The following is a 17,237-nucleotide window of genomic DNA, read 5'->3' on the forward strand; positions in this document are numbered from 1 at the left end:
CCCGCCTTCACTGGAAGCAAGCGAATCGGGCAATCGGAAACGGATATGGCCGAAAATACTCAAGTCGACGTCTCCAGGCTCACCTTCGAGCGCGCGATCGAGGAACTCGAAACGATCGTGAAGCGGCTCGAAGACGGCAAGGTCCCGCTCGAGGAATCCGTGACGATCTATGAACGCGGCGAGGCCCTGAAGCGGCGCTGCGAGGAGTTGCTGCGCCAGGCCGAGGCGCGCGTCGACAAGATCACCACCGATGCCAGCGGCCAGGCCACCGGCACTGCCCCGCTCGACGTCCAGTAAGTGAAGCCGGGAACTATCCTGCTCGGCCCCCTGACGACACACGGGCTCGCACCGCTTTCGTGATCGCACGGGGCTGTTCTACCAAGCACTGCGGATTCGTGGGGGCGGGCCAATGCCATTCCCGTCCCAGCATCCACCAAGGGCGAAAAAGCCGTCATTCAGGCGAAAAAAGCCTGCCGCGGAACCGAGCAAGACCGGAACTCCTCCTTCCTGGCCAGGGTTAACCAATCCGGCCCGCCAGTTGCACTTGCATACCCCTCATCGGTCCGCCGGGTTGGCTTTGGCCCAAGCTTTGGTGTAAAGCTGCGCGGAGTGTGGCTTTTTGCAAGCCTTGCGTGGGCACCGATTGCCGACGACAAGTGCTTCAAACTGCTAATGAAATTGGCTGGGACGGACGAAGCCGATCTAAGTGACAGGGATCACAGAGACTGAACCGGAGCGCACCTAAGCTTACCTAAGCTTGAAGACGGGGCCTTGCCCCATGCAGGTGGCTCCGACGGTTTGAGGACTCGCGCTGCGCCGATATTGTGCAAACCCATCGCGCGCCGGAATGACCTTCCGGCGCTGACAAATTGGAAATCGCCGTGAACGCATACAGTAAGACGCCGCTTCTCGACACCATCCGGACGCCGGAAGACCTGCGCAAGCTCAAGGTCGAGCAGGTTCGCCAGGTCGCCGACGAGCTGCGGCAGGAGACCATCGATGCCGTTTCGGTGACCGGCGGTCATTTCGGCGCGGGCCTCGGCGTGGTCGAGCTCACCACCGCGATCCACTACGTATTCGACACGCCGCGCGACCGGCTGATCTGGGACGTCGGCCACCAGGCCTATCCGCACAAGATCCTCACTGGCCGGCGCGACCGCATCCGCACGCTTCGCACCGGCGGCGGCTTGTCCGGCTTCACCAAGCGCAGCGAGAGCGATTACGATCCGTTCGGGGCGGCGCATTCCTCAACCTCGATCTCCGCCGGCCTCGGCATGGCCGTGGCGCGCGACCTCTCCGGCGGCACCAACAACGTTATCGCCGTGATCGGTGACGGCGCGATGTCGGCTGGCATGGCCTATGAGGCCATGAACAATGCGGGTGCGATGAACTCGCGCCTGATCGTCATCCTCAACGACAACGACATGTCGATCGCGCCGCCGGTCGGCGCCATGAGCGCCTATCTGTCGCGCCTCTACTCCGGCAAAACCTATCGCACCTTGCGCGATGCGGCCAAGCAGATCAACAAGCGTCTTCCCAAGATCCTCGCCAACCGCGCCAACCGCGTCGAGGAATATTCCCGCGGCTTCATGATGGATGGCGGCACGCTGTTCGAGGAGCTCGGCTTCTACTATGTCGGCCCGATCGACGGCCACAACCTCGACCATCTTCTGCCGGTGCTCAAGAACGTCCGCGACATGGAAGAAGGCCCCATCCTGGTCCACGTCGTGACGCAGAAGGGCAAGGGCTATGGCCCGGCGGAAGCTTCCGCCGACAAGTACCACGCCGTCGTCAAGTTCGACGTCGCGACCGGCACCCAGGCCAAGGCCAAGCCGAATGCGCCGGCCTACCAGAACGTGTTCGGCCAGAGCCTTGTCAAGGAAGCGCAGAAGGACGACAAGATCGTCGCCATCACCGCGGCGATGCCGTCGGGCACCGGCGTCGACATCTTCAACAAGGCCTTCCCCGACCGCACCTTCGACGTCGGCATCGCCGAGCAGCACGCGGTGACCTTTGCCGCCGGTCTTGCGACCGAAGGCTACAAGCCGTTCTGCGCGATCTACTCGACCTTCCTGCAACGCGGCTACGACCAGATCGTGCATGACGTCGCGATCCAGAGCCTGCCCGTCCGCTTCGCCATCGACCGCGCCGGCCTCGTCGGCGCCGACGGCGCGACCCATGCCGGCTCGTTCGACAACGCCTATCTCGGCTGCCTGCCCAACATGGTGATCATGGCGGCGGCGGATGAGGCCGAACTCGTGCACATGGTGGCGACCCAGGTCGCGATCGACGACCGTCCGAGCTCGCTGCGCTACCCGCGTGGCGAAGGCCGCGGCGTCGAGATGCCCGATGTCGGCGTTCCGCTCGAGATCGGCAAGGGCCGCATGATCCGCCAGGGCAGCAAGATCGCCCTGCTCTCCTTCGGCACGCGTCTTGCCGAATGCGAGAAGGCCGCCGACGAGCTTGCCGCCCACGGGCTGTCGACCACGATCGCGGATGCGCGATTCATGAAGCCGCTAGATACCGAGCTGGTACTCAAGCTCGCGCGCGACCATGAGATCCTGATCACGATCGAAGAAGGCTCGATCGGTGGCTTCGGCTCGCATGTCGCGCAGTACCTGACCGATCAGGGCGCGCTCGACACCGGCATGCTCAAGTTCCGCGCGATGGTGCTGCCCGACGTGTTCCAGGACCACGACACGCCCGCCGCGATGTACGCCCGCGCCGGTCTCGATGCCAAGGGCATCGTCGCCAAGGTGTTCGAGGCGCTCGGCAAGGACGTCAAGGCCGAGACGGTCAAGCTGGCTTGAGCTGGTCCACCTCTCCCGCTTGCGGGAGAGGTCGACGCGAAGCGTCGGGTGAGGGCTTTCGCCTCTTGGGGGTTCTCGCTTGCGGAGACATGCTCTCCCCAACCCTGCCCCGCAGGCGGGGGAGGGAGCGTAGCTCCCACCGTGGCGCACACTTCGGTTCAAAATCCTTCGGCTTCACGTCATGAAAATCTACCTGGCAGGCCCTGACGTGTTCCTGCCGGACGCGGTCGAGATCGGCCGGCAGAAGGTCGCGATCTGCGCGGCGCACGGGCTCACCGGCCTCTATCCCCTCGACAATGAGATCGACCTTTCCGCGCCCGACGTTTCACGCCAGATCTTTTGCGGCAACGAGGCGATGATGGAGGCGGCCGACGCCATCATTGCCAATCTCACGCCGTTCCGGGGCGCCGGCGCCGATCCCGGTACCGTCTACGAGCTCGGCTACATGGCCGGGCGCCACAAATTCTGCCTCGCCTATTCCAACGACGGCGCCGTCTATTCCGACCGCGTCGGCCGCTTCATGGCCGTGACGTCCGAGGACGGACAGCTGATCGATGCACAGGGGCTGATAGTCGAGGACTTTGGCCTCGTCGACAACCTCATGATGATCCATGCGCTGGAGCTGCACGGCTGTCCGCTGGTAACACCGGCCACGATGCCGATCGACGTCTGGCACGATCTCGCCGCGTTCGAGACTTGCGTCCGGATGGCGGCCGCGCGATTGATCGCTACATAAGCTCTTCAGTCGTCGTTCGGAGATCCGATGTCCCCTCCCCGCAAGCGCGCGGATGTCCTGCTGGTCGAGCGCGGCTTGTTCGAGAGCCGGGCGCGGGCACGCGCGGCCATCGAAGCCGGGCTCGTCACGGCCGACGACAAGCAGGTTTCAAAGCCATCGGAGACGATCGCCGAGGATGCGGTGATCCAGGCCGAGCCTGCGCATCCCTACGTCTCCCGCGGCGGCGTCAAGCTCGCCGGCGCGCTGGAGCGCTATCCAATCGAAATCGAGGACCACGTCTGCCTCGACGTCGGCGCCTCCACAGGAGGCTTCACCGAGGTGCTGCTGGCGAACGGTGCGAGCCTGGTGTTCGCGATCGATGTCGGCAGCAGCCAGTTGCACGGCTCGCTGCGCGATCATCCCAGGATCGTGTCGATGGAGGAGACCGACATTCGCAGCTATGAGGGCAAGCGACTGCCGGCGCGGCCCGATGTCGTCGTGATCGACGTCAGCTTCATTTCGCTGAAGGCGGTGCTGCCGGTGGCGCTGTCGCTGGCGGCCGCGTCGATGAGCCTGCTGGCGCTGATCAAGCCGCAATTCGAGGCGGATCGGAAGCACAACAAGAAGGGGATCATCCGCGACACCGCCGTTCACCGGGAGATCTGCGACGACATCGCAGCCTTTGCCGCGTCGCTCGGCTGCACCGACATCGAGATATTCCCCTCGCCGATCACGGGCGGCGACGGCAATATCGAATTCTTCCTCGGGGCCCGCCGTGGTTGAGCGCCTCAAGATCGACCATGTCGGCCATCGCGGTGACGGCGTCTGCCACGACGCCGGCGAAGCAATCTATGTGCCCTATACGCTCGGCGGCGAGACCGTTGAGGTCGATCACGTCCCGGGCCATCATCCCGACCGCCGCAAGCTGCTCGCGGTTGAGGTCGCAAGTCCCGAACGCGTCGAGCCATTCTGTCCGCATTTCGGCGTCTGTGGCGGCTGCGCCATCCAGCATTGGGCGGCTGAATCGTATCGCGCCTGGAAACGCAATATCGTGGTGGAAACGCTGGCGCAGGCCGGCATTGATTGCGAGGTGGCGCCGCTGGTCGACGCCCACGGTGCCGGTCGCAGGCGCATCACGCTGCACGGCCGGTTTGGCACGCATGACATCCTCAAGGTCGGCTTCTCGGCTGCGAGCTCACACGACGTCATCCCGATCCATCGCTGCCCGATCCTCGATCCCGCGCTCGAGGGGGCGCTCGACGCTGCCTGGGCGCTGGCCGAGCCGCTGACGTCGAAGATGCCGGTGACCAAGCCATTGGACATCCAGGTCACCGCCACCGCAAACGGCCTCGATATCGACGTGCGCGGCTCCGGCCCGCTGCCGACACCGCTGGTCACGGCGCTGTCCCGCGTCGCCGAGCAACACCGCCTGGCGCGGCTGACGCGGCATGGCGAGCTGGTGCTGCAACGCCTGCCGCCGACGGTGACGATGGGTCGCGCCGAGGTGACGCTGCCGCCCGGCTCGTTCCTGCAGGCGACGGTGGCGGGCGAAGAAGCGCTCGCCAAATTGGTCGCCGAGCGCATCGGCAAGGCCAAGGAGGTCGCCGATCTCTTCTGCGGTGTCGGCCCGTTCGCCCTGCGGCTTGCCGAGAAGGCCCGCATCACGGCCTATGACAGCGACGCCGGCGCCGTCGCGGCTCTTGCGAAGGCTGCGCGCACACCGGGCCTGAAGCCGATCAGGTGCGAGCCGCGCGATCTGTTCCGCCGCCCCCTGGTGCCGCCGGAGCTGCGCGACTTCGACGCGGTGGTGTTCGACCCGCCGCGCCAGGGCGCGCAGGCTCAGGCGCTCAAGCTCGCCGCGAGCAAGGTACCCGTCGTGATCGCGGTGTCCTGCAACGCCGCGACCTTCGCCCGCGACGCGCGGCTGCTGATCGACGGCGGCTATCGGCTGGAGGCGGTGGTGCCGGTCGATCAGTTCCGCCACACGCCGCATGTGGAGCTGGTGGCGCGGTTCGCGCGATAGGCTGCGAACTCCCAATCGAGCGGGCAATCTTGACACCAGTCAAGCGCTCTGCCGTTCGCTGACGCTAGTCTAAAAGCGTCCTGTGCAATTGAACGCGGAGCGGACGTTCGTGATTGACCGACGACAATTCATAGCGACTGCGCTCGGGCTTTCCGCGACGGCCGTCGCGGGCCCTTCTGCCGCAGCCGCGGCGAAAACCTATGACGAAGCGGTAAAGTCGTCACGGGCTCCGCTGCAAGCTGCGCCGAGGGATCGCGAGCTCGTGCGCTTTGCCACTCTCGCGGCCAACAGCCACAACACCCAACCGTGGATCTTCTCGGTTCGCGGCAATGTCATCGCGATCGCGCCTGACCTCACGCGCCGCTGTCCGGCCGTCGATCCGGACGATCATCATCTCTTCGTCAGCCTCGGCTGTGCCGCCGAAAACCTCATCCTCGCCGCGTCCACGCTGGGTTGGCACGCCGATGCGGCCGTCGACGGCGATCGCATCGTGATCACGCTCGAGGAAGGCCCGCAGGACACATCGGCATTGGCGGCCGCGATTCCGCTCAGGCAATGCACCCGCGCTGCGTTCGACGGCAGGCCGGCCGCACCGGAGACATTGCGTCGGCTCGAGGATGCCTGTCGCGAACCGAACGTCGCTGCGATCCTGATGACCGAACGCGCCGCGATCGCTGGGGTCACCGACTACGTACTCGAAGGCAATTCGGCGCAAATGCACGACAAGGCCTTCATGCGCGAGCTCGTCAGCTGGATTCGCTTCAACGAGGCGGAGGCAGTCGCGACCATGGATGGATTGTTCTCGCCAGCGTCTGGAAACCCCTCGCTGCCCTCATGGGTGGCGCGGCCGCTTCTGAAACTCTTCTTCACCGAGGGCGGCGAGAACAAGAAATACCGTGAAGAGCTCGAGAGCTCTGCGGGCGTCGTCGTGCTCGCTGCCGATCGCAGCGACAAGTCGCACTGGATCGCGGTCGGCCGCGCCTGCCAGCGTTTCGGTTTGCAGGCGACCGCGCTGGGGCTCAAATATTCCTTCATCAACCAGCCGGTCGAGGTAGCGGCGCTGCGGCAGCAATTCGGGGCCTCACTCGGCCTCGGCGAACGGCGTCCCGATATCGTGATGCGCTTCGGAACCGGTCCAGATCTGCCGAGATCGCTGCGGCGTCCGCCGGAGCTGGTGATGCAGTCCTAACGCTGAAGACCGCCCAGCACAGGCGACTCGCCGGGCAGCATCGACGAGTTGATGTCGCTGTCCATGCGGCCCGATTGCTGCTGGGTATAGCCGACCCCGAACGACAGGCTGAGGTTGGAGGTCGGCTTGAATTCGACACCCGCAAACCCGCCAAAGCCGGGCGCAGTGCTGGAGGTGAGCGGCGCAAGCGAGCTGCCGATACCGTTGCCGTACTTCAACGTGTTGAATCCGGCGAAGAACGTGACGGGCATGCCACCCGCGGTCTTGACGTTATAGCCGAACTGCGTGCTGTCATAAGAGAGCGCGCTGAACTTGCCGACCGAGCCCGCCTGACTGAAGCCGCTCAAACCAAGATTGCCGTGCTGGCTGCCGACGAAGAATCCGTTCGCAGAGCTGTTGCGCCAATCAGCATCGCCGGCATTGAAGCTCGCGAAGTTGCCGTAGGTGTCGGAGCTCTGGCCGGCACCACCACCGAGGCCGAAAGGTCCGCCGGGAATCCAATATCTCAGCGGCGAGACCTGCGCATGAACCGGCTCTCCGCCGAGGCAGAGCAGTGCGAGAGCTGCAAGAGCACATGAAAGTGCAGGTTTGAACATTCAGATTACCGTCAACAATCCCTGCAAATTATACTCCTCGAACATCATCAATGCCAGTGGAGCGACGGCGCCGGGTGTCACGGCTGCAGGCCTCCCGAGGGAACTGCACCTGATGCCGCACGATCCGTTGCTCGCCCGCCTGACATCCGTTCTTGCCGAGGTACCGGGCGTTCAGGCCGTCGTGCTCGGCGGCTCACGCGCGCGGGGCAGCGCGCATCCCTCGTCCGACTACGACATCGGCCTGTATTGCTCTGGTGCAGGCGCGCTCGATACGGATCGGCTCCTGACCGCCGCGAAGGACATCGCCGACGATCCCGGCGCTGCGACCGTAACGAGATATGGCGAATGGGGGCCATGGATCGTCGGCGGCGCATGGCTGTCGGTCGAGAGACAAAAGGTCGATCTGCTCTACCGTCACGCCGACGATGTCGAGCGAGTCATGATGGACTGCCGAAACGGTACGGTCCTCATGGCCTACCAGCCCGGCCATCCACACGGCTTCTGCTCGGCAATCTGGATGGGCGAGATCGCATATTGTCAGCCTCTGCACGATCCGAAAGGCCTGATCGCGCGGCTCAAGACAATCGCGCTCCCCTATCCGGAGGATCTGGGCCGCGCCTTGTTGCGGCGCTTTCAATGGGAAATCCTGTTCAGCATCGACAATGCGGAACTGGCGACAGCTCGCAACGAGCGGACCCACGTCGCGGGCTGCGTCTACAGAGCACTCTCGTGCATCGCGCAGGTGCTGTTTGCACTCAACCGTCGATATCTCATCAACGAAAAGGGCGCACTCATCGAGGCGGCCGGCTTGCCCCTCACGATTCCCCATCTGGTGGAACAGTCCGACGAAATCTGGCGGCTGATCGGAGATGGCGGTTTGGCGCAGGCCTGCGCGGTCCTGCGGCAGGTCAATTGCCAATTGAAGGCGGTGATGCGATCCGGCGGGACGCCGCTGTGAACGGCTATACCGTCTTGTCGACGGACGACGACGAATCCGCCGGGGGATATTTCGTCACCGGCACCACGAATGATTTCGTGCCGACCTGGTAGATGACCTTCCCGTTCTTGCCGTCGTCGGTCGCGATCTGCGTCTGTCCGAACATGATGACGTTCTTGTAGACGATGCCGGTGCCCTGGCGGGTGATGCCGTCGGTGGTGACGCTGACCTGGGCTTCCTTGCCGTTGACGGAGAGCACCTTGAAGCTCGCGCTCTTGCCGTTGTCGCTGGAATAGCCGCCCCAGCTTCCCATGAGGCGGCTGTCGGAGGCCGGCGGCGCCTGCTTCTCGAGATTCGCGGTCTGCTTGCCAGCGCCGCCCACTGAGAACAGCAGCACCATACTCTTCCCGTCCTTGGTGCCGACCGTGACTCCGCCAAAGGTGATGAGCGTGCCCTTGACCTCGCCAAAGCCGCGCTCGGTGCGACCGTTATGCGTGTACTCGACCTGCGCCCGGGCACCGCGGATGTTCACGACCTTGAAACCGACGGGCTGGTTGTTGCCCACCCAATTGCCCTTCCAGTCACCAACCAGAGCACTCTGGCGATACATCCGCTCGTTCGCGGGCGAAATCTGGTTAGTGCTCGAGGTGACGATGGCCATGGTTTGCTCAAAGGCAGGTTGGACAACCCGCTTTCGTTCGTTCCAGCAATGTCGGGATGCTGACTGGAAACAGAAGGAAACAGTCTGATTAGGGCCCTGCACCAGTTAACGAGCAGTTAACACAACTGCTGGTTGGGATGGGCAAAAGGTCTCGGCGGAGGCGTTAACGTCCCCAGCGGTCGGACCAGATCTTCTCGCCAATCAGGCAGTTGACGCGCGGTTCCTTGTCGGCAACGCGCATCACGAAGCGCTCCGGCGTGCGGCCGGCGACTTCCATCAGCAGCTTGGTGCGGATCGCTTCCTTGAACTTGTCGCGGTCCTTGATCGTGATGACGAAGGAGCCGGGACCTCCGATGACGCAGTCCTCATAGTATAAATCGAGATTGTCGATATCCATGGTCGAGTAGGACGGCTCCTTGACCATGATCGGCAGGCCATTGATGACGATGCCCTTCTCCAGGGCGGCATCGCGCGCGATCGTGACCGGACCGCCATTGTTGTTGGGACCGTCGCCGGAAATGTCGATGACGCGGCGCAAGCCCCGATAGGGATCCTCGTCGAACAGCGGCATCGCGAACGCGATTGCACCGGAGATCGAGGTCCGCGAGGCGCGCCGGATCGGCGTTTTCATGATCTCGGCGGCGACCGCGTCCGCCGTCTCCGGTCCGTCGACCAGGCGCCAGGGGATGATGATCTTCTGGTCGCTGGAGGCAGCCCACTCGAAATAGGTCACCGCGATCCGGCCATTGGGGCCCAACTTCAGCGCCTGCAGAAACTCCTTCGACTGGATCGCCTGCGCATAGCCCTCGCGCTGGACCGCGAGTTCGTCAATGTCCATGGAGTAGGACACGTCGACCGCGAGGATCAGCTCGACATCGACCGTCTGCGCGTCCTTGTCGGCGGCAAGCCGCTGCGATTGCGATCGACTCTTCGGCGCTTCGAATTTGGGTCCTGGTGCCGCGATGCCCGCGACGTCCCCTCCGGCAAACATGCCGGCCACCAGCACAGCCCCGATCGAGAACAGCAAACGCATCGCGGTCTCCCGTCGTATGACGCGATGGTGACATGCAATTGCCTTGCCGCAAAGGCCGAAGATCGCTTGCGCTTCACATTCGAGTTAGGCATTTGCGTGCCGGCGCGAAACCGCCGCCGTGTTGCCGCGGCCGCGCCGCAGAAACACGGCCGATCCCGCGCAGCCTGGGGCGCGCGATGCGAGAACCGAAAACAACGAGGCGCGGGACAGAGCGCCCCGCCCACTTGTCCGGCCCGATTTCCATGCTAGGTTGGTCGAACAGATGGGGATGGAGTCCCCCGAGAACCGCCCGGCGGTCGATGACCGTGGTGGGCTGATGACTCCTGCTCGAGGAGAGGCAATCTCAAGGCCTCTGCCTTTGGCGGGAGCATGGACATACCCGCCGATGGCGGGTTTTTTGTTGCCTTGTGACGAAGGCTCGCCGGCAAGCGCCAGGAGAAGACGAAGACGTGACGATGCCGACACCGAATACTGCGCGCACGCCGCTGCCCAGAGGAATCTGGGTGCTCGGATTCGTTTCGATGCTGATGGACATCTCTTCCGAGATGATCCATGCGCTGCTGCCGATCTATCTCGTCACCGTGCTCGGCGCCTCCACGCTCACCGTCGGTTTCATCGAGGGCATTGCGGAGGCCACCGCCTCGATCACCAAGATCTTCTCCGGCGCGCTGTCGGACTGGCTCGGCCGCCGCAAGCTGCTCGCCGCGCTCGGCTATGGGTTGGCCGCCTTCACCAAGCCGCTGTTTCCGCTCGCGCCCAGCGTCGGATGGCTGGTGGCCGCGCGCTTCATCGACCGCGTCGGCAAGGGCATTCGCGGTGCGCCGCGCGATGCGCTGATTGCCGATATCGCCCCGGTCGGCCTGCGCGGCGCGAGCTTTGGCCTGCGGCAGTCGCTCGACACCATCGGCGCCTTCGTCGGGCCGCTCGCGGCGATCGGCCTGATGTGGTGGACGGCGGACAATTTTACGATCGTGTTCTGGGTGGCGGTGCTGCCGGCGTTCTTGTCGTTTGGACTGATCGCCTTCGCCGTGAACGAGCCACAGCCGGACCCGAGCCGGGAGCCTGCGAAGAATCCGCTCAATCTGGCCGCGATGCGACAACTCGGAACGGTGTACTGGCGCGTCGTCGCGGTCGGCATCGTCTTCACGCTCGCGCGCTTCAGTGAGGCCTTCCTGATCCTGCGCGCACAGAACATCGGACTCAACGCGATGTGGGTGCCGGCGGTGCTGGTGCTGATGAACATCGTCTATGCCCTGTCGGCCTATCCGGCCGGCGTGCTGTCGGACCGGATCAACAGGACCGGCCTGCTCGCACTCGGTCTGGTCTTCCTCGCCAGCGCCGACCTCGCGCTGGCGCTGCTGCCGAATCTGGCTGGCCTCGCGCTCGGGGTCGCGCTGTGGGGGCTGCATATGGGATTGACGCAAGGACTGCTCTCGGCCCTCGTCGCCGACGCAGCCCCCCCGAGCCTGCGCGGCACCGCATTCGGCTATTTCAACCTGTTCACCGGGCTTGCCTTGCTGGCCGCGAGCGTGATCGCCGGCGCGCTTTGGGACGCATTTGGTCCTGAAGGCACGTTCCTCGCAGGGCTTGGCTTCGCGCTGGTGTCGCTCGTGGGATTGCTCACGGTCGGCAACGGGCTGGCGGCGAAGGACAACCGATGATGGGAGGCGGTTGATCGTGCTGAGCGGAGTGCTTGCGATCGTGATCGGCAGTGCCCTGGGCGGCTGCGCGCGCTATTTTGTCTCCGGCGCGATCGCGCGGCGGCTGGGCGAGACGTTTCCGTGGGGCACCATGACCATCAACGTCTCGGGCGCCTTCCTCATCGGCGTTTTGGGCGCGCTGGCGACCCATCCGGGCTCTGTCTTCGCCTCACCCAATCCCTGGCTGTTCGCGGTGACCGGGTTTCTCGGCTGCTATACCACCGTGTCCTCGTTCAGCCTGCAAACGCTGACACTCGCGCGGAGCGGCGAGCCGCTCTCGGCGCTCGGCAATGTCGCATTCTCGGTCGGGCTGGGCCTCGCTGCCGTCAGCTGCGGCTTCCTCGTCGCCGACAGCTTTGGAGGGTAGAGGCGAATGAACGCTCCGTCCTCCGCCGATCGCTGGCGTAGCGCGATGCTCTACGCCTGGGTTGCCGCTGGCAGCATCGTCGGCGGTCTGACGCGCTATCTGGTCGGAATCGCGCTCGACACCGGGCCGGGCTTTCCTGTCGCGACGCTGTTCATCAATGCGACGGGCTCCCTGATCATCGGCTTCTACGCGACGCTGACCGGCCCCGACGGCCGCGTGCTGGCGCTGCCCGAGCACCGGCAATTCGTCATGACCGGGTTTTGCGGCGGCTACACCACCTTCTCGGCCTTCAGCCTGGAGACCTTCCGCCTGCTCCACGGCGGCATGAAGTACACGGCGCTCGCCTATGTCGCGGCGTCCGTCATCTGCTGGCTGGTATCGGTATGGGCAGGGCATATGATGGCGAGCCGCTACAATCGGCTGACAAGGAGCTGAACATGCAAATCCCCAATCAGGCAGTTTCGCTCCGGATCTTCATCGGCGAGAGCGACCATTTCAACGGCAAGCCGCTCTATGAAGCGATCGTGATGACGGCGCGCGAGCGACACCTGGCCGGCGCCACGGTGTTGCGCGGACCGATGGGCTTCGGCAAGTCGAGCCGGCTGCACACCTCGAAGATCCTGCGGCTGTCGGAAGACCTGCCGCTGCTGATCGAGATCGTCGACAGCGAGGACAACATCAATGCATTCCTGCCCATCCTCGATGGCATGATGTCGAGCGGGCTGATCACCTTGGAGAAGGTGCAGGTCCTGCAATATGGTGCGAAGGCCACGAGCTGATCACTCGGGCAGGGAACCCAAAGCCCGCCGTGTCCAGGAGGCGGAATGAACGACACTGTCACCAAGCCGAAAACCCGGACCAGGACCAAGGTCGAGCGGCCGAAGCTGCACAAGGTCATCCTGATCAACGACGACTACACGCCGCGCGAGTTCGTCACCCTGGTGCTGAAGGCCGAATTCCGCATGACCGAGGATCAGGCTTACAAGGTGATGATCACCGCTCACAAGCTGGGCGCCTGCGTGGTGGCCGTGTTCACCAGGGACGTCGCTGAGACCAAGGCCACGCGCGCCACCGACGCCGGCCGCGCCAAGGGCTACCCGCTGCTGTTCACGACGGAGCCGGAGGAATAGCGGTTCGGCCGGCCTGCACGTGCGCTTCTTCGGCGAGCCCGTACACGCGTTGCGCCTTGGAAAATCCCGCAATCGGGAATTCGCCGATATTCTGCCAATCGTGTTGGCAGACATTGGCGAAAGCTTCCGAGGCGACGACGGTGCGCGCCAGGCGGCCCGTGATCTTCTCCAGCCGCGCGGCGAGGTTGACGGCCGGGCCGATGCAGGTGAAGTCGAGCCGGTTGCCGCCGCCGATATTGCCGTAGAGGATGTTGCCGACATGCAGCGCGACGCCGAAGCGGAAGCGCTCGACGGCCTCGCCGACCGGAAACGCCAGCGCCTCGACGCTGGCACGGGATTCGCGCGCCGCCTCCAGCACGTGCGCGCAGACATGAGCGGCATCGCCGACATATTCGTCGATCGGGAACACCGCGAGCAGGCCGTCACCCATGAACTTCAGCACCTCGCCGCCATGGCCTCGGATCGCCGTGACCTGGCAGTCGAAATAGTGATTGAGGATCTGGACCACCGTCTCGGGCGGCAGCCGGTCCGACAGCGCGGTGAAGCCGCGCAGGTCCGACAGCCAGATCGCGGCCTGCATGGTGTCGTTGTGGCCACGGCGGATCTGGCCGCCGAGGATGCGCGCGCCGGCACGATTGCCGACATAGGTATCGAGCAGCATCTCGGCGGTGCGGCGCAGACTGATGATCTCGCTGATGCGCGCGAGCGGCGTCACGAGGGAACGAATCGCCGCGATGTCGTCGTCGCTGAAGCCGCCGGGCTGCTGCGTGATCCAGCTCGTCGCGTGGATGGAGCCGTCGAGAAACGGCACCGGCACCGCGACATAGTCGGTCGCGCCCTCGGCTCGCATGTCGTCGAGGAACGGAAACCGCTTGCTGTCGGGATCGCTTGCGCGTCCCCTCACCTCGATGCCCTGCTCGAACACGACTCGGAGCGGACTGCGGGCAAATTCGGGCGTGTCCAGGATCTCGAAATCGACGCTGCCGATTTCGACTCCCTCGCCCTGCCGCCAGATGAAGTTGCGGCCGAAAACTTCGGGATGCAGCGTACGGATGAAGATGCCGAACCGCCACAGCGGCAGGCCGGCCGCGACCAGACGTTCGCAGAAATCGGCAATCCCTACGGCCGGCTCTTGAGCCGCCCAAACGCCGTCGATCAGCCAGTTGCAGATGTGCTGAAGCTCAGAGCTGTTCATGGCCGCATTTGCGGACGAAGTCGATGGCCCGTCAAGCTGCGCGGTGGGCTAGTACCGCGACATCAACGCCCGACCTGCCCGCGGTCGCGCAGGAAGTGATCCGCCAGCACGCAAGCCATCATGGCCTCCCCGACCGGGACGGCACGGATGCCGACGCAGGGGTCATGGCGGCCCTTGGTGAAGATCTCGGTCTCGGCGCCTTGCCGATCAACGGTGAGACGCGGCTGCAGGATCGACGAGGTCGGCTTCACCGCGAAGCGAACCACCACTGGCTGTCCGGTGGAGATGCCGCCCAGCACACCGCCGGCATGGTTGGACAGGAAGCGCGTGCCGTCATTGCCGGTGCGCATCTCGTCCGCGTTCTCCTCGCCGGTGAGCTCTGCCGCGCCAAAGCCGGCACCGATCTCGACGCCCTTCACCGCGTTGATGCTCATCATCGCGGCCGCGAGATCGGAGTCGAGCTTGGCGTAGATCGGCGCGCCTAGCCCCGCCGGCACGCCTTCGGCGACGACCTCGATCACCGCGCCGATGGAGGATCCGCTCTTGCGGATGCCGTCGAGATAGGTCTCGAAGAATGCGGCCTTGTCCTTGTCGGGACAGAAGAACGGATTCCTGGCGACCTCGTCCCAGTCCCACTTGCCGCGATCGATCTTGTACGGGCCGATCTGCACCAGCGCGCCGCGCACCTTCACGTCGGGCAGGACTTTTCGCGCGATCGCGCCGGCGGCAACGCGCATCGCGGTCTCGCGTGCGGAGGAGCGACCGCCGCCGCGATAGTCGCGCAGGCCGTATTTGGCTTCATACGTGAAGTCGGCATGGCCCGGACGAAACTTGTCTTTGATCTCGGAATAGTCCTTGGAGCGCTGGTCGGTGTTCTCGATCAGGAGCCCGATCGGCGTGCCCGTCGTCACCTGCGCGCCGGTTTCCGGATGCGCCATCACGCCGGACAGGATTTTCACCTGATCCGCCTCCTGGCGCTGGGTGGTGAAGCGCGACTGTCCGGGCCGGCGGCGGTCGAGGTCCTTCTGGATGTCGGCCTCGGTGAGCGGGATCATGGGCGGACAGCCGTCGACCACGCAGCCGATCGCCACCCCGTGGCTCTCGCCGAAGGTGGTGACGCGGAACATGTGGCCGAAGGTGTTGAAGGACATGCCGAACTGCCGCCTAGCGTTGACGTTTTACATAAACGTTGTTTGTCAACGTTCGTAGCCCTGAGGGGCATGGCGTTCAACCCCGTTCCCGTCATTCCGGGGCGCCCGGAGGGCGAACCCGGAATGACGAAGAACTCAGGCCTAGCTAAACTTCTCCAGCCGCCCGTCGCGGAACATGTAGACGGCGCCCTGCTCGATAAAGAGTTCGGCTGCGCTGGCAGGGGTCTCGATGCCTAGGGCCACCATCAGTGCCCTGCAGGTGCCACCATGGGCAACCGCGACGGTGTCGACCAGGAGCGACTCGTACCAGTCCAGCATGCGCAGCTGCACCGCCGCGTAGGTCTCGCCACCTGCGGGCGCGACCGTCCATTTGTCGGCGAGACGCCTCGCATAGACGTCGGGATCGGAAGCCTCGCTCTCGGCAAGCGTCAGACCTTCCCAGGTGCCGTAGCCGATCTCGCGCAGGCGATCGTCGAGCGAATAGTCCGAAAGAGGCAATTCGAGCTTGGCGCGCGCGAGTTCCATGGTTTGGCGCGCGCGGCCGAGCGGGCTCGATACGTAAGGCAGCGCCGCCTTGTCCTTGCTCTCACGCTTGAACAGATCGGCCAGAACGCCGGCAGCGTGCACGGCCTGACCGCGGCCGCGGGCGTTCAGCGGGACGTCCTTGGTGCCCTGGAGCCGGCCGAGCGCGTTCCATTCGGTCTCGCCATGGCGCAGGAAGTAGATCGTGGGCACGGCCATTCCAGATTCGAGGCTAGTCCTTCCCACCCAGCGAGATGTCCGGCGCGTCGGGCCGCTTCATGCCGAGCACGTGATAGCCGGAATCGACATGATGCACCTCGCCGGTGACGCCGCGCGAGAGGTCGGAGAGGAAATACAGCGCGCTGTTGCCGACGTCCTCGGTGGAGACGTTGCGCCGCATCGGCGCGTTGTATTCGTTCCACTTCAGTATATAGCGGAAGTCGCCGATGCCGGACGCGGCGAGCGTCTTGATCGGACCTGCCGAGATGGCGTTGACGCGGATGTTCTTCTCGCCGAGATCGGCGGCGAGATAGCGCACGCTGGCCTCCAGCGCCGCCTTCGCCACGCCCATGACGTTGTAGTGCGGCATCCACTTCTCGGCGCCGTAATAGCTGAGCGTGATCAGCGAGCCGCCATCCGTCATCAGCTTCTCGGCGCGCTGCGCCACGGCCGTGAAAGAGTAACAGGAGATCAGCATCGACTTCGAGAAATTCTCCTGCGTGGTGTCGACGTAGCGGCCGTCGAGCTGCTCGCCATAGGCGATCGCGTGCACCAGAAAGTCGATCTTGCCCCACTTCTCCTTCAGCACGGCAAAGGCGGCGTCGATGGTCGCGGCATCCGTCACGTCGCAATGGCCGAGCACGAGCCCACCGATCTCGGCGGCAAGCGGCTCGACGCGCTTCTTCAGCGCATCGCCCTGATAGGTGAAGGCGAGCTCAGCACCGGCCGCGTGGCATGCCTTGGCGATGCCCCAGGCGATCGAGCGGTTGTTGGCGACGCCGAGGATCACCCCGCGCTTGCCTTGCATCAGACCTGAATTCTGCGCCATTTTGACCGTCCCGTCGAACTCTCGTTGAGGTCTGGAGGTACACCAGCCCTCCCCTGCGGTACAGCCCTAATACGCGGCGTTAACGCTGTTTCGAGTGCCGGAATAGCCGTTCCGCTCGGGTGTTATGATCGCTATAGGCGCTCGCGCCGAACGTTGGGAC

19 protein-coding genes and 1 riboswitch are annotated in these 17,237 nt (G+C 64.7%); of the genes, 12 read left to right on the forward strand and 7 right to left on the reverse strand.

Going from position 1 to position 17,237, the window contains the following annotated elements:
- The first annotated feature begins 45 nt into the window (after positions 1–45).
- The 6 genes from EHH60_RS11960 (at position 46) to EHH60_RS11985 (ending at position 6,737) form a co-directional block, all read left to right on the forward strand.
- Complete coding sequence (locus tag EHH60_RS11960; RefSeq protein ID WP_008132970.1) at positions 46–297, forward strand: exodeoxyribonuclease VII small subunit; 252 nt, start codon at positions 46–48, stop codon at positions 295–297.
- Between the two features lie 584 nt (positions 298–881).
- Positions 882–2,810, forward strand: a complete 1,929-nt coding sequence (gene dxs / locus EHH60_RS11965) for a 1-deoxy-D-xylulose-5-phosphate synthase (protein ID WP_124159661.1) — start codon at positions 882–884, stop codon at positions 2,808–2,810.
- Positions 2,811–2,991: 181 nt separating this feature from the next.
- Complete coding sequence (locus tag EHH60_RS11970; protein ID WP_124159662.1) at positions 2,992–3,546, forward strand: nucleoside 2-deoxyribosyltransferase; 555 nt, start codon at positions 2,992–2,994, stop codon at positions 3,544–3,546.
- A 27-nt stretch (positions 3,547–3,573) separates the two neighbouring features.
- The gene (locus tag EHH60_RS11975) at positions 3,574–4,308 is read left to right on the forward strand and encodes a TlyA family RNA methyltransferase (RefSeq protein ID WP_124159663.1); all 735 of its coding nucleotides are present in this window, start codon (positions 3,574–3,576) and stop codon (positions 4,306–4,308) included.
- A complete protein-coding gene (locus tag EHH60_RS11980) occupies positions 4,301–5,548 on the forward strand; it encodes a class I SAM-dependent RNA methyltransferase (protein WP_124159664.1) in 1,248 nt (415 codons plus the stop codon). Before EHH60_RS11975 ends, EHH60_RS11980 begins: the two co-directional genes overlap by 8 nt.
- Before the next feature lie 262 nt (positions 5,549–5,810).
- Positions 5,811–6,737 carry an Acg family FMN-binding oxidoreductase gene (locus tag EHH60_RS11985; RefSeq protein ID WP_245454469.1) on the forward strand — a complete coding sequence of 309 codons (927 nt, stop codon included), beginning with the start codon at positions 5,811–5,813 and terminating at the stop codon, positions 6,735–6,737.
- Here EHH60_RS11985 and EHH60_RS11990 read toward each other — a convergent pair.
- Positions 6,734–7,333, reverse strand: a complete 600-nt coding sequence (locus EHH60_RS11990; protein WP_124159666.1) for a hypothetical protein — start codon at positions 7,331–7,333, stop codon at positions 6,734–6,736. The genes EHH60_RS11985 and EHH60_RS11990 overlap by 4 nt on opposite strands.
- 127 nt (positions 7,334–7,460) lie before the next feature.
- On the opposite strand from EHH60_RS11990, the gene EHH60_RS11995 reads away from it, so the two are divergent.
- On the forward strand, positions 7,461–8,291 hold the full coding sequence (locus tag EHH60_RS11995) for a nucleotidyltransferase domain-containing protein (protein WP_245454470.1): 831 nt from the start codon (positions 7,461–7,463) through the stop codon (positions 8,289–8,291).
- A 4-nt stretch (positions 8,292–8,295) separates the two neighbouring features.
- Here the strand turns inward: EHH60_RS11995 and EHH60_RS12000 are convergent, their stop codons facing one another.
- Entirely contained in the window at positions 8,296–8,931 is a 636-nt protein-coding gene (locus EHH60_RS12000) for a hypothetical protein (protein ID WP_199751415.1), read from the reverse strand.
- 163 nt (positions 8,932–9,094) lie between these two features.
- Complete coding sequence (locus EHH60_RS12005; protein WP_124159668.1) at positions 9,095–9,964, reverse strand: DUF1194 domain-containing protein; 870 nt, start codon at positions 9,962–9,964, stop codon at positions 9,095–9,097.
- Positions 9,965–10,219: 255 nt separating this feature from the next.
- A riboswitch (Fluoride riboswitch) is annotated at positions 10,220–10,297 on the forward strand.
- Between the two features lie 122 nt (positions 10,298–10,419).
- On the opposite strand from EHH60_RS12005, the gene EHH60_RS12010 reads away from it, so the two are divergent.
- The 5 genes from EHH60_RS12010 to clpS are packed head-to-tail and all read left to right on the forward strand — an operon-like array spanning position 10,420 to position 13,161.
- Complete coding sequence (locus tag EHH60_RS12010; protein ID WP_199751431.1) at positions 10,420–11,625, forward strand: MFS transporter; 1,206 nt, start codon at positions 10,420–10,422, stop codon at positions 11,623–11,625.
- A 16-nt stretch (positions 11,626–11,641) separates the two neighbouring features.
- The gene (crcB, locus tag EHH60_RS12015) at positions 11,642–12,031 is read left to right on the forward strand and encodes a fluoride efflux transporter CrcB (protein WP_245454471.1); all 390 of its coding nucleotides are present in this window, start codon (positions 11,642–11,644) and stop codon (positions 12,029–12,031) included.
- A 6-nt stretch (positions 12,032–12,037) separates the two neighbouring features.
- Positions 12,038–12,466 (forward strand): fluoride efflux transporter CrcB, encoded by a 429-nt coding sequence (gene crcB, locus EHH60_RS12020; RefSeq protein ID WP_124159671.1) that lies wholly within the window; start codon positions 12,038–12,040, stop codon positions 12,464–12,466.
- 2 nt (positions 12,467–12,468) lie between these two features.
- Positions 12,469–12,810, forward strand: a complete 342-nt coding sequence (locus EHH60_RS12025) for a DUF190 domain-containing protein (protein WP_124159672.1) — start codon at positions 12,469–12,471, stop codon at positions 12,808–12,810.
- Between the two features lie 45 nt (positions 12,811–12,855).
- Positions 12,856–13,161 carry an ATP-dependent Clp protease adapter ClpS gene (gene clpS / locus EHH60_RS12030; protein ID WP_124159673.1) on the forward strand — a complete coding sequence of 102 codons (306 nt, stop codon included), beginning with the start codon at positions 12,856–12,858 and terminating at the stop codon, positions 13,159–13,161.
- Here the strand turns inward: clpS and EHH60_RS12035 are convergent.
- From EHH60_RS12035 to fabI, 4 genes are all read right to left on the reverse strand, one after another.
- Positions 13,139–14,356: an adenylate/guanylate cyclase domain-containing protein gene (locus EHH60_RS12035; RefSeq protein ID WP_124159674.1), complete on the reverse strand. Its 1,218-nt coding sequence runs from the start codon at positions 14,354–14,356 to the stop codon at positions 13,139–13,141. The genes clpS and EHH60_RS12035 overlap by 23 nt on opposite strands.
- 62 nt (positions 14,357–14,418) lie before the next feature.
- Positions 14,419–15,507, reverse strand: a complete 1,089-nt coding sequence (gene aroC / locus EHH60_RS12040) for a chorismate synthase (RefSeq protein WP_124159675.1) — start codon at positions 15,505–15,507, stop codon at positions 14,419–14,421.
- Between the two features lie 141 nt (positions 15,508–15,648).
- On the reverse strand, positions 15,649–16,248 hold the full coding sequence (locus EHH60_RS12045) for a histidine phosphatase family protein (RefSeq protein WP_124159676.1): 600 nt from the start codon (positions 16,246–16,248) through the stop codon (positions 15,649–15,651).
- A 13-nt stretch (positions 16,249–16,261) separates the two neighbouring features.
- Positions 16,262–17,077: an enoyl-ACP reductase FabI gene (gene fabI, locus EHH60_RS12050; RefSeq protein ID WP_124159677.1), complete on the reverse strand. Its 816-nt coding sequence runs from the start codon at positions 17,075–17,077 to the stop codon at positions 16,262–16,264.
- Positions 17,078–17,237 lie beyond the last annotated feature (160 nt).

This window comes from Bradyrhizobium sp. RP6 (assembly GCF_003837805.1).
In the GTDB taxonomy this organism is placed as follows: Bacteria; Pseudomonadota; Alphaproteobacteria; order Rhizobiales; family Xanthobacteraceae; genus Bradyrhizobium.

Bases quoted from the DNA above. Each gene is read 5' to 3' on its own strand.
- EHH60_RS12005 (WP_124159668.1), bottom strand. From the start codon at position 9,964: ATGCGTTTGCTGTTCTCGATCGGGGCTGTGCTGGTGGCCGGCATGTTT.
- EHH60_RS11990 (WP_124159666.1), bottom strand. From the start codon at position 7,333: ATGTTCAAACCTGCACTTTCATGTGCTCTTGCAGCTCTCGCACTGCTC.
- EHH60_RS12045 (WP_124159676.1), bottom strand. From the start codon at position 16,248: ATGGCCGTGCCCACGATCTACTTCCTGCGCCATGGCGAGACCGAATGG.
- EHH60_RS11975 (WP_124159663.1), top strand. From the start codon at position 3,574: ATGTCCCCTCCCCGCAAGCGCGCGGATGTCCTGCTGGTCGAGCGCGGC.
- fabI (WP_124159677.1), bottom strand. From the start codon at position 17,077: ATGGCGCAGAATTCAGGTCTGATGCAAGGCAAGCGCGGGGTGATCCTC.
- EHH60_RS12010 (WP_199751431.1), top strand. From the start codon at position 10,420: ATGCCGACACCGAATACTGCGCGCACGCCGCTGCCCAGAGGAATCTGG.
- EHH60_RS12000 (WP_199751415.1), bottom strand. From the start codon at position 8,931: ATGGCCATCGTCACCTCGAGCACTAACCAGATTTCGCCCGCGAACGAG.
- EHH60_RS11960 (WP_008132970.1), top strand. From the start codon at position 46: ATGGCCGAAAATACTCAAGTCGACGTCTCCAGGCTCACCTTCGAGCGC.
- EHH60_RS12035 (WP_124159674.1), bottom strand. From the start codon at position 14,356: ATGAACAGCTCTGAGCTTCAGCACATCTGCAACTGGCTGATCGACGGC.
- crcB (WP_124159671.1), top strand. From the start codon at position 12,038: ATGAACGCTCCGTCCTCCGCCGATCGCTGGCGTAGCGCGATGCTCTAC.
- EHH60_RS12025 (WP_124159672.1), top strand. From the start codon at position 12,469: ATGCAAATCCCCAATCAGGCAGTTTCGCTCCGGATCTTCATCGGCGAG.
- clpS (WP_124159673.1), top strand. From the start codon at position 12,856: ATGAACGACACTGTCACCAAGCCGAAAACCCGGACCAGGACCAAGGTC.
- EHH60_RS11970 (WP_124159662.1), top strand. From the start codon at position 2,992: ATGAAAATCTACCTGGCAGGCCCTGACGTGTTCCTGCCGGACGCGGTC.
- aroC (WP_124159675.1), bottom strand. From the start codon at position 15,507: ATGTCCTTCAACACCTTCGGCCACATGTTCCGCGTCACCACCTTCGGC.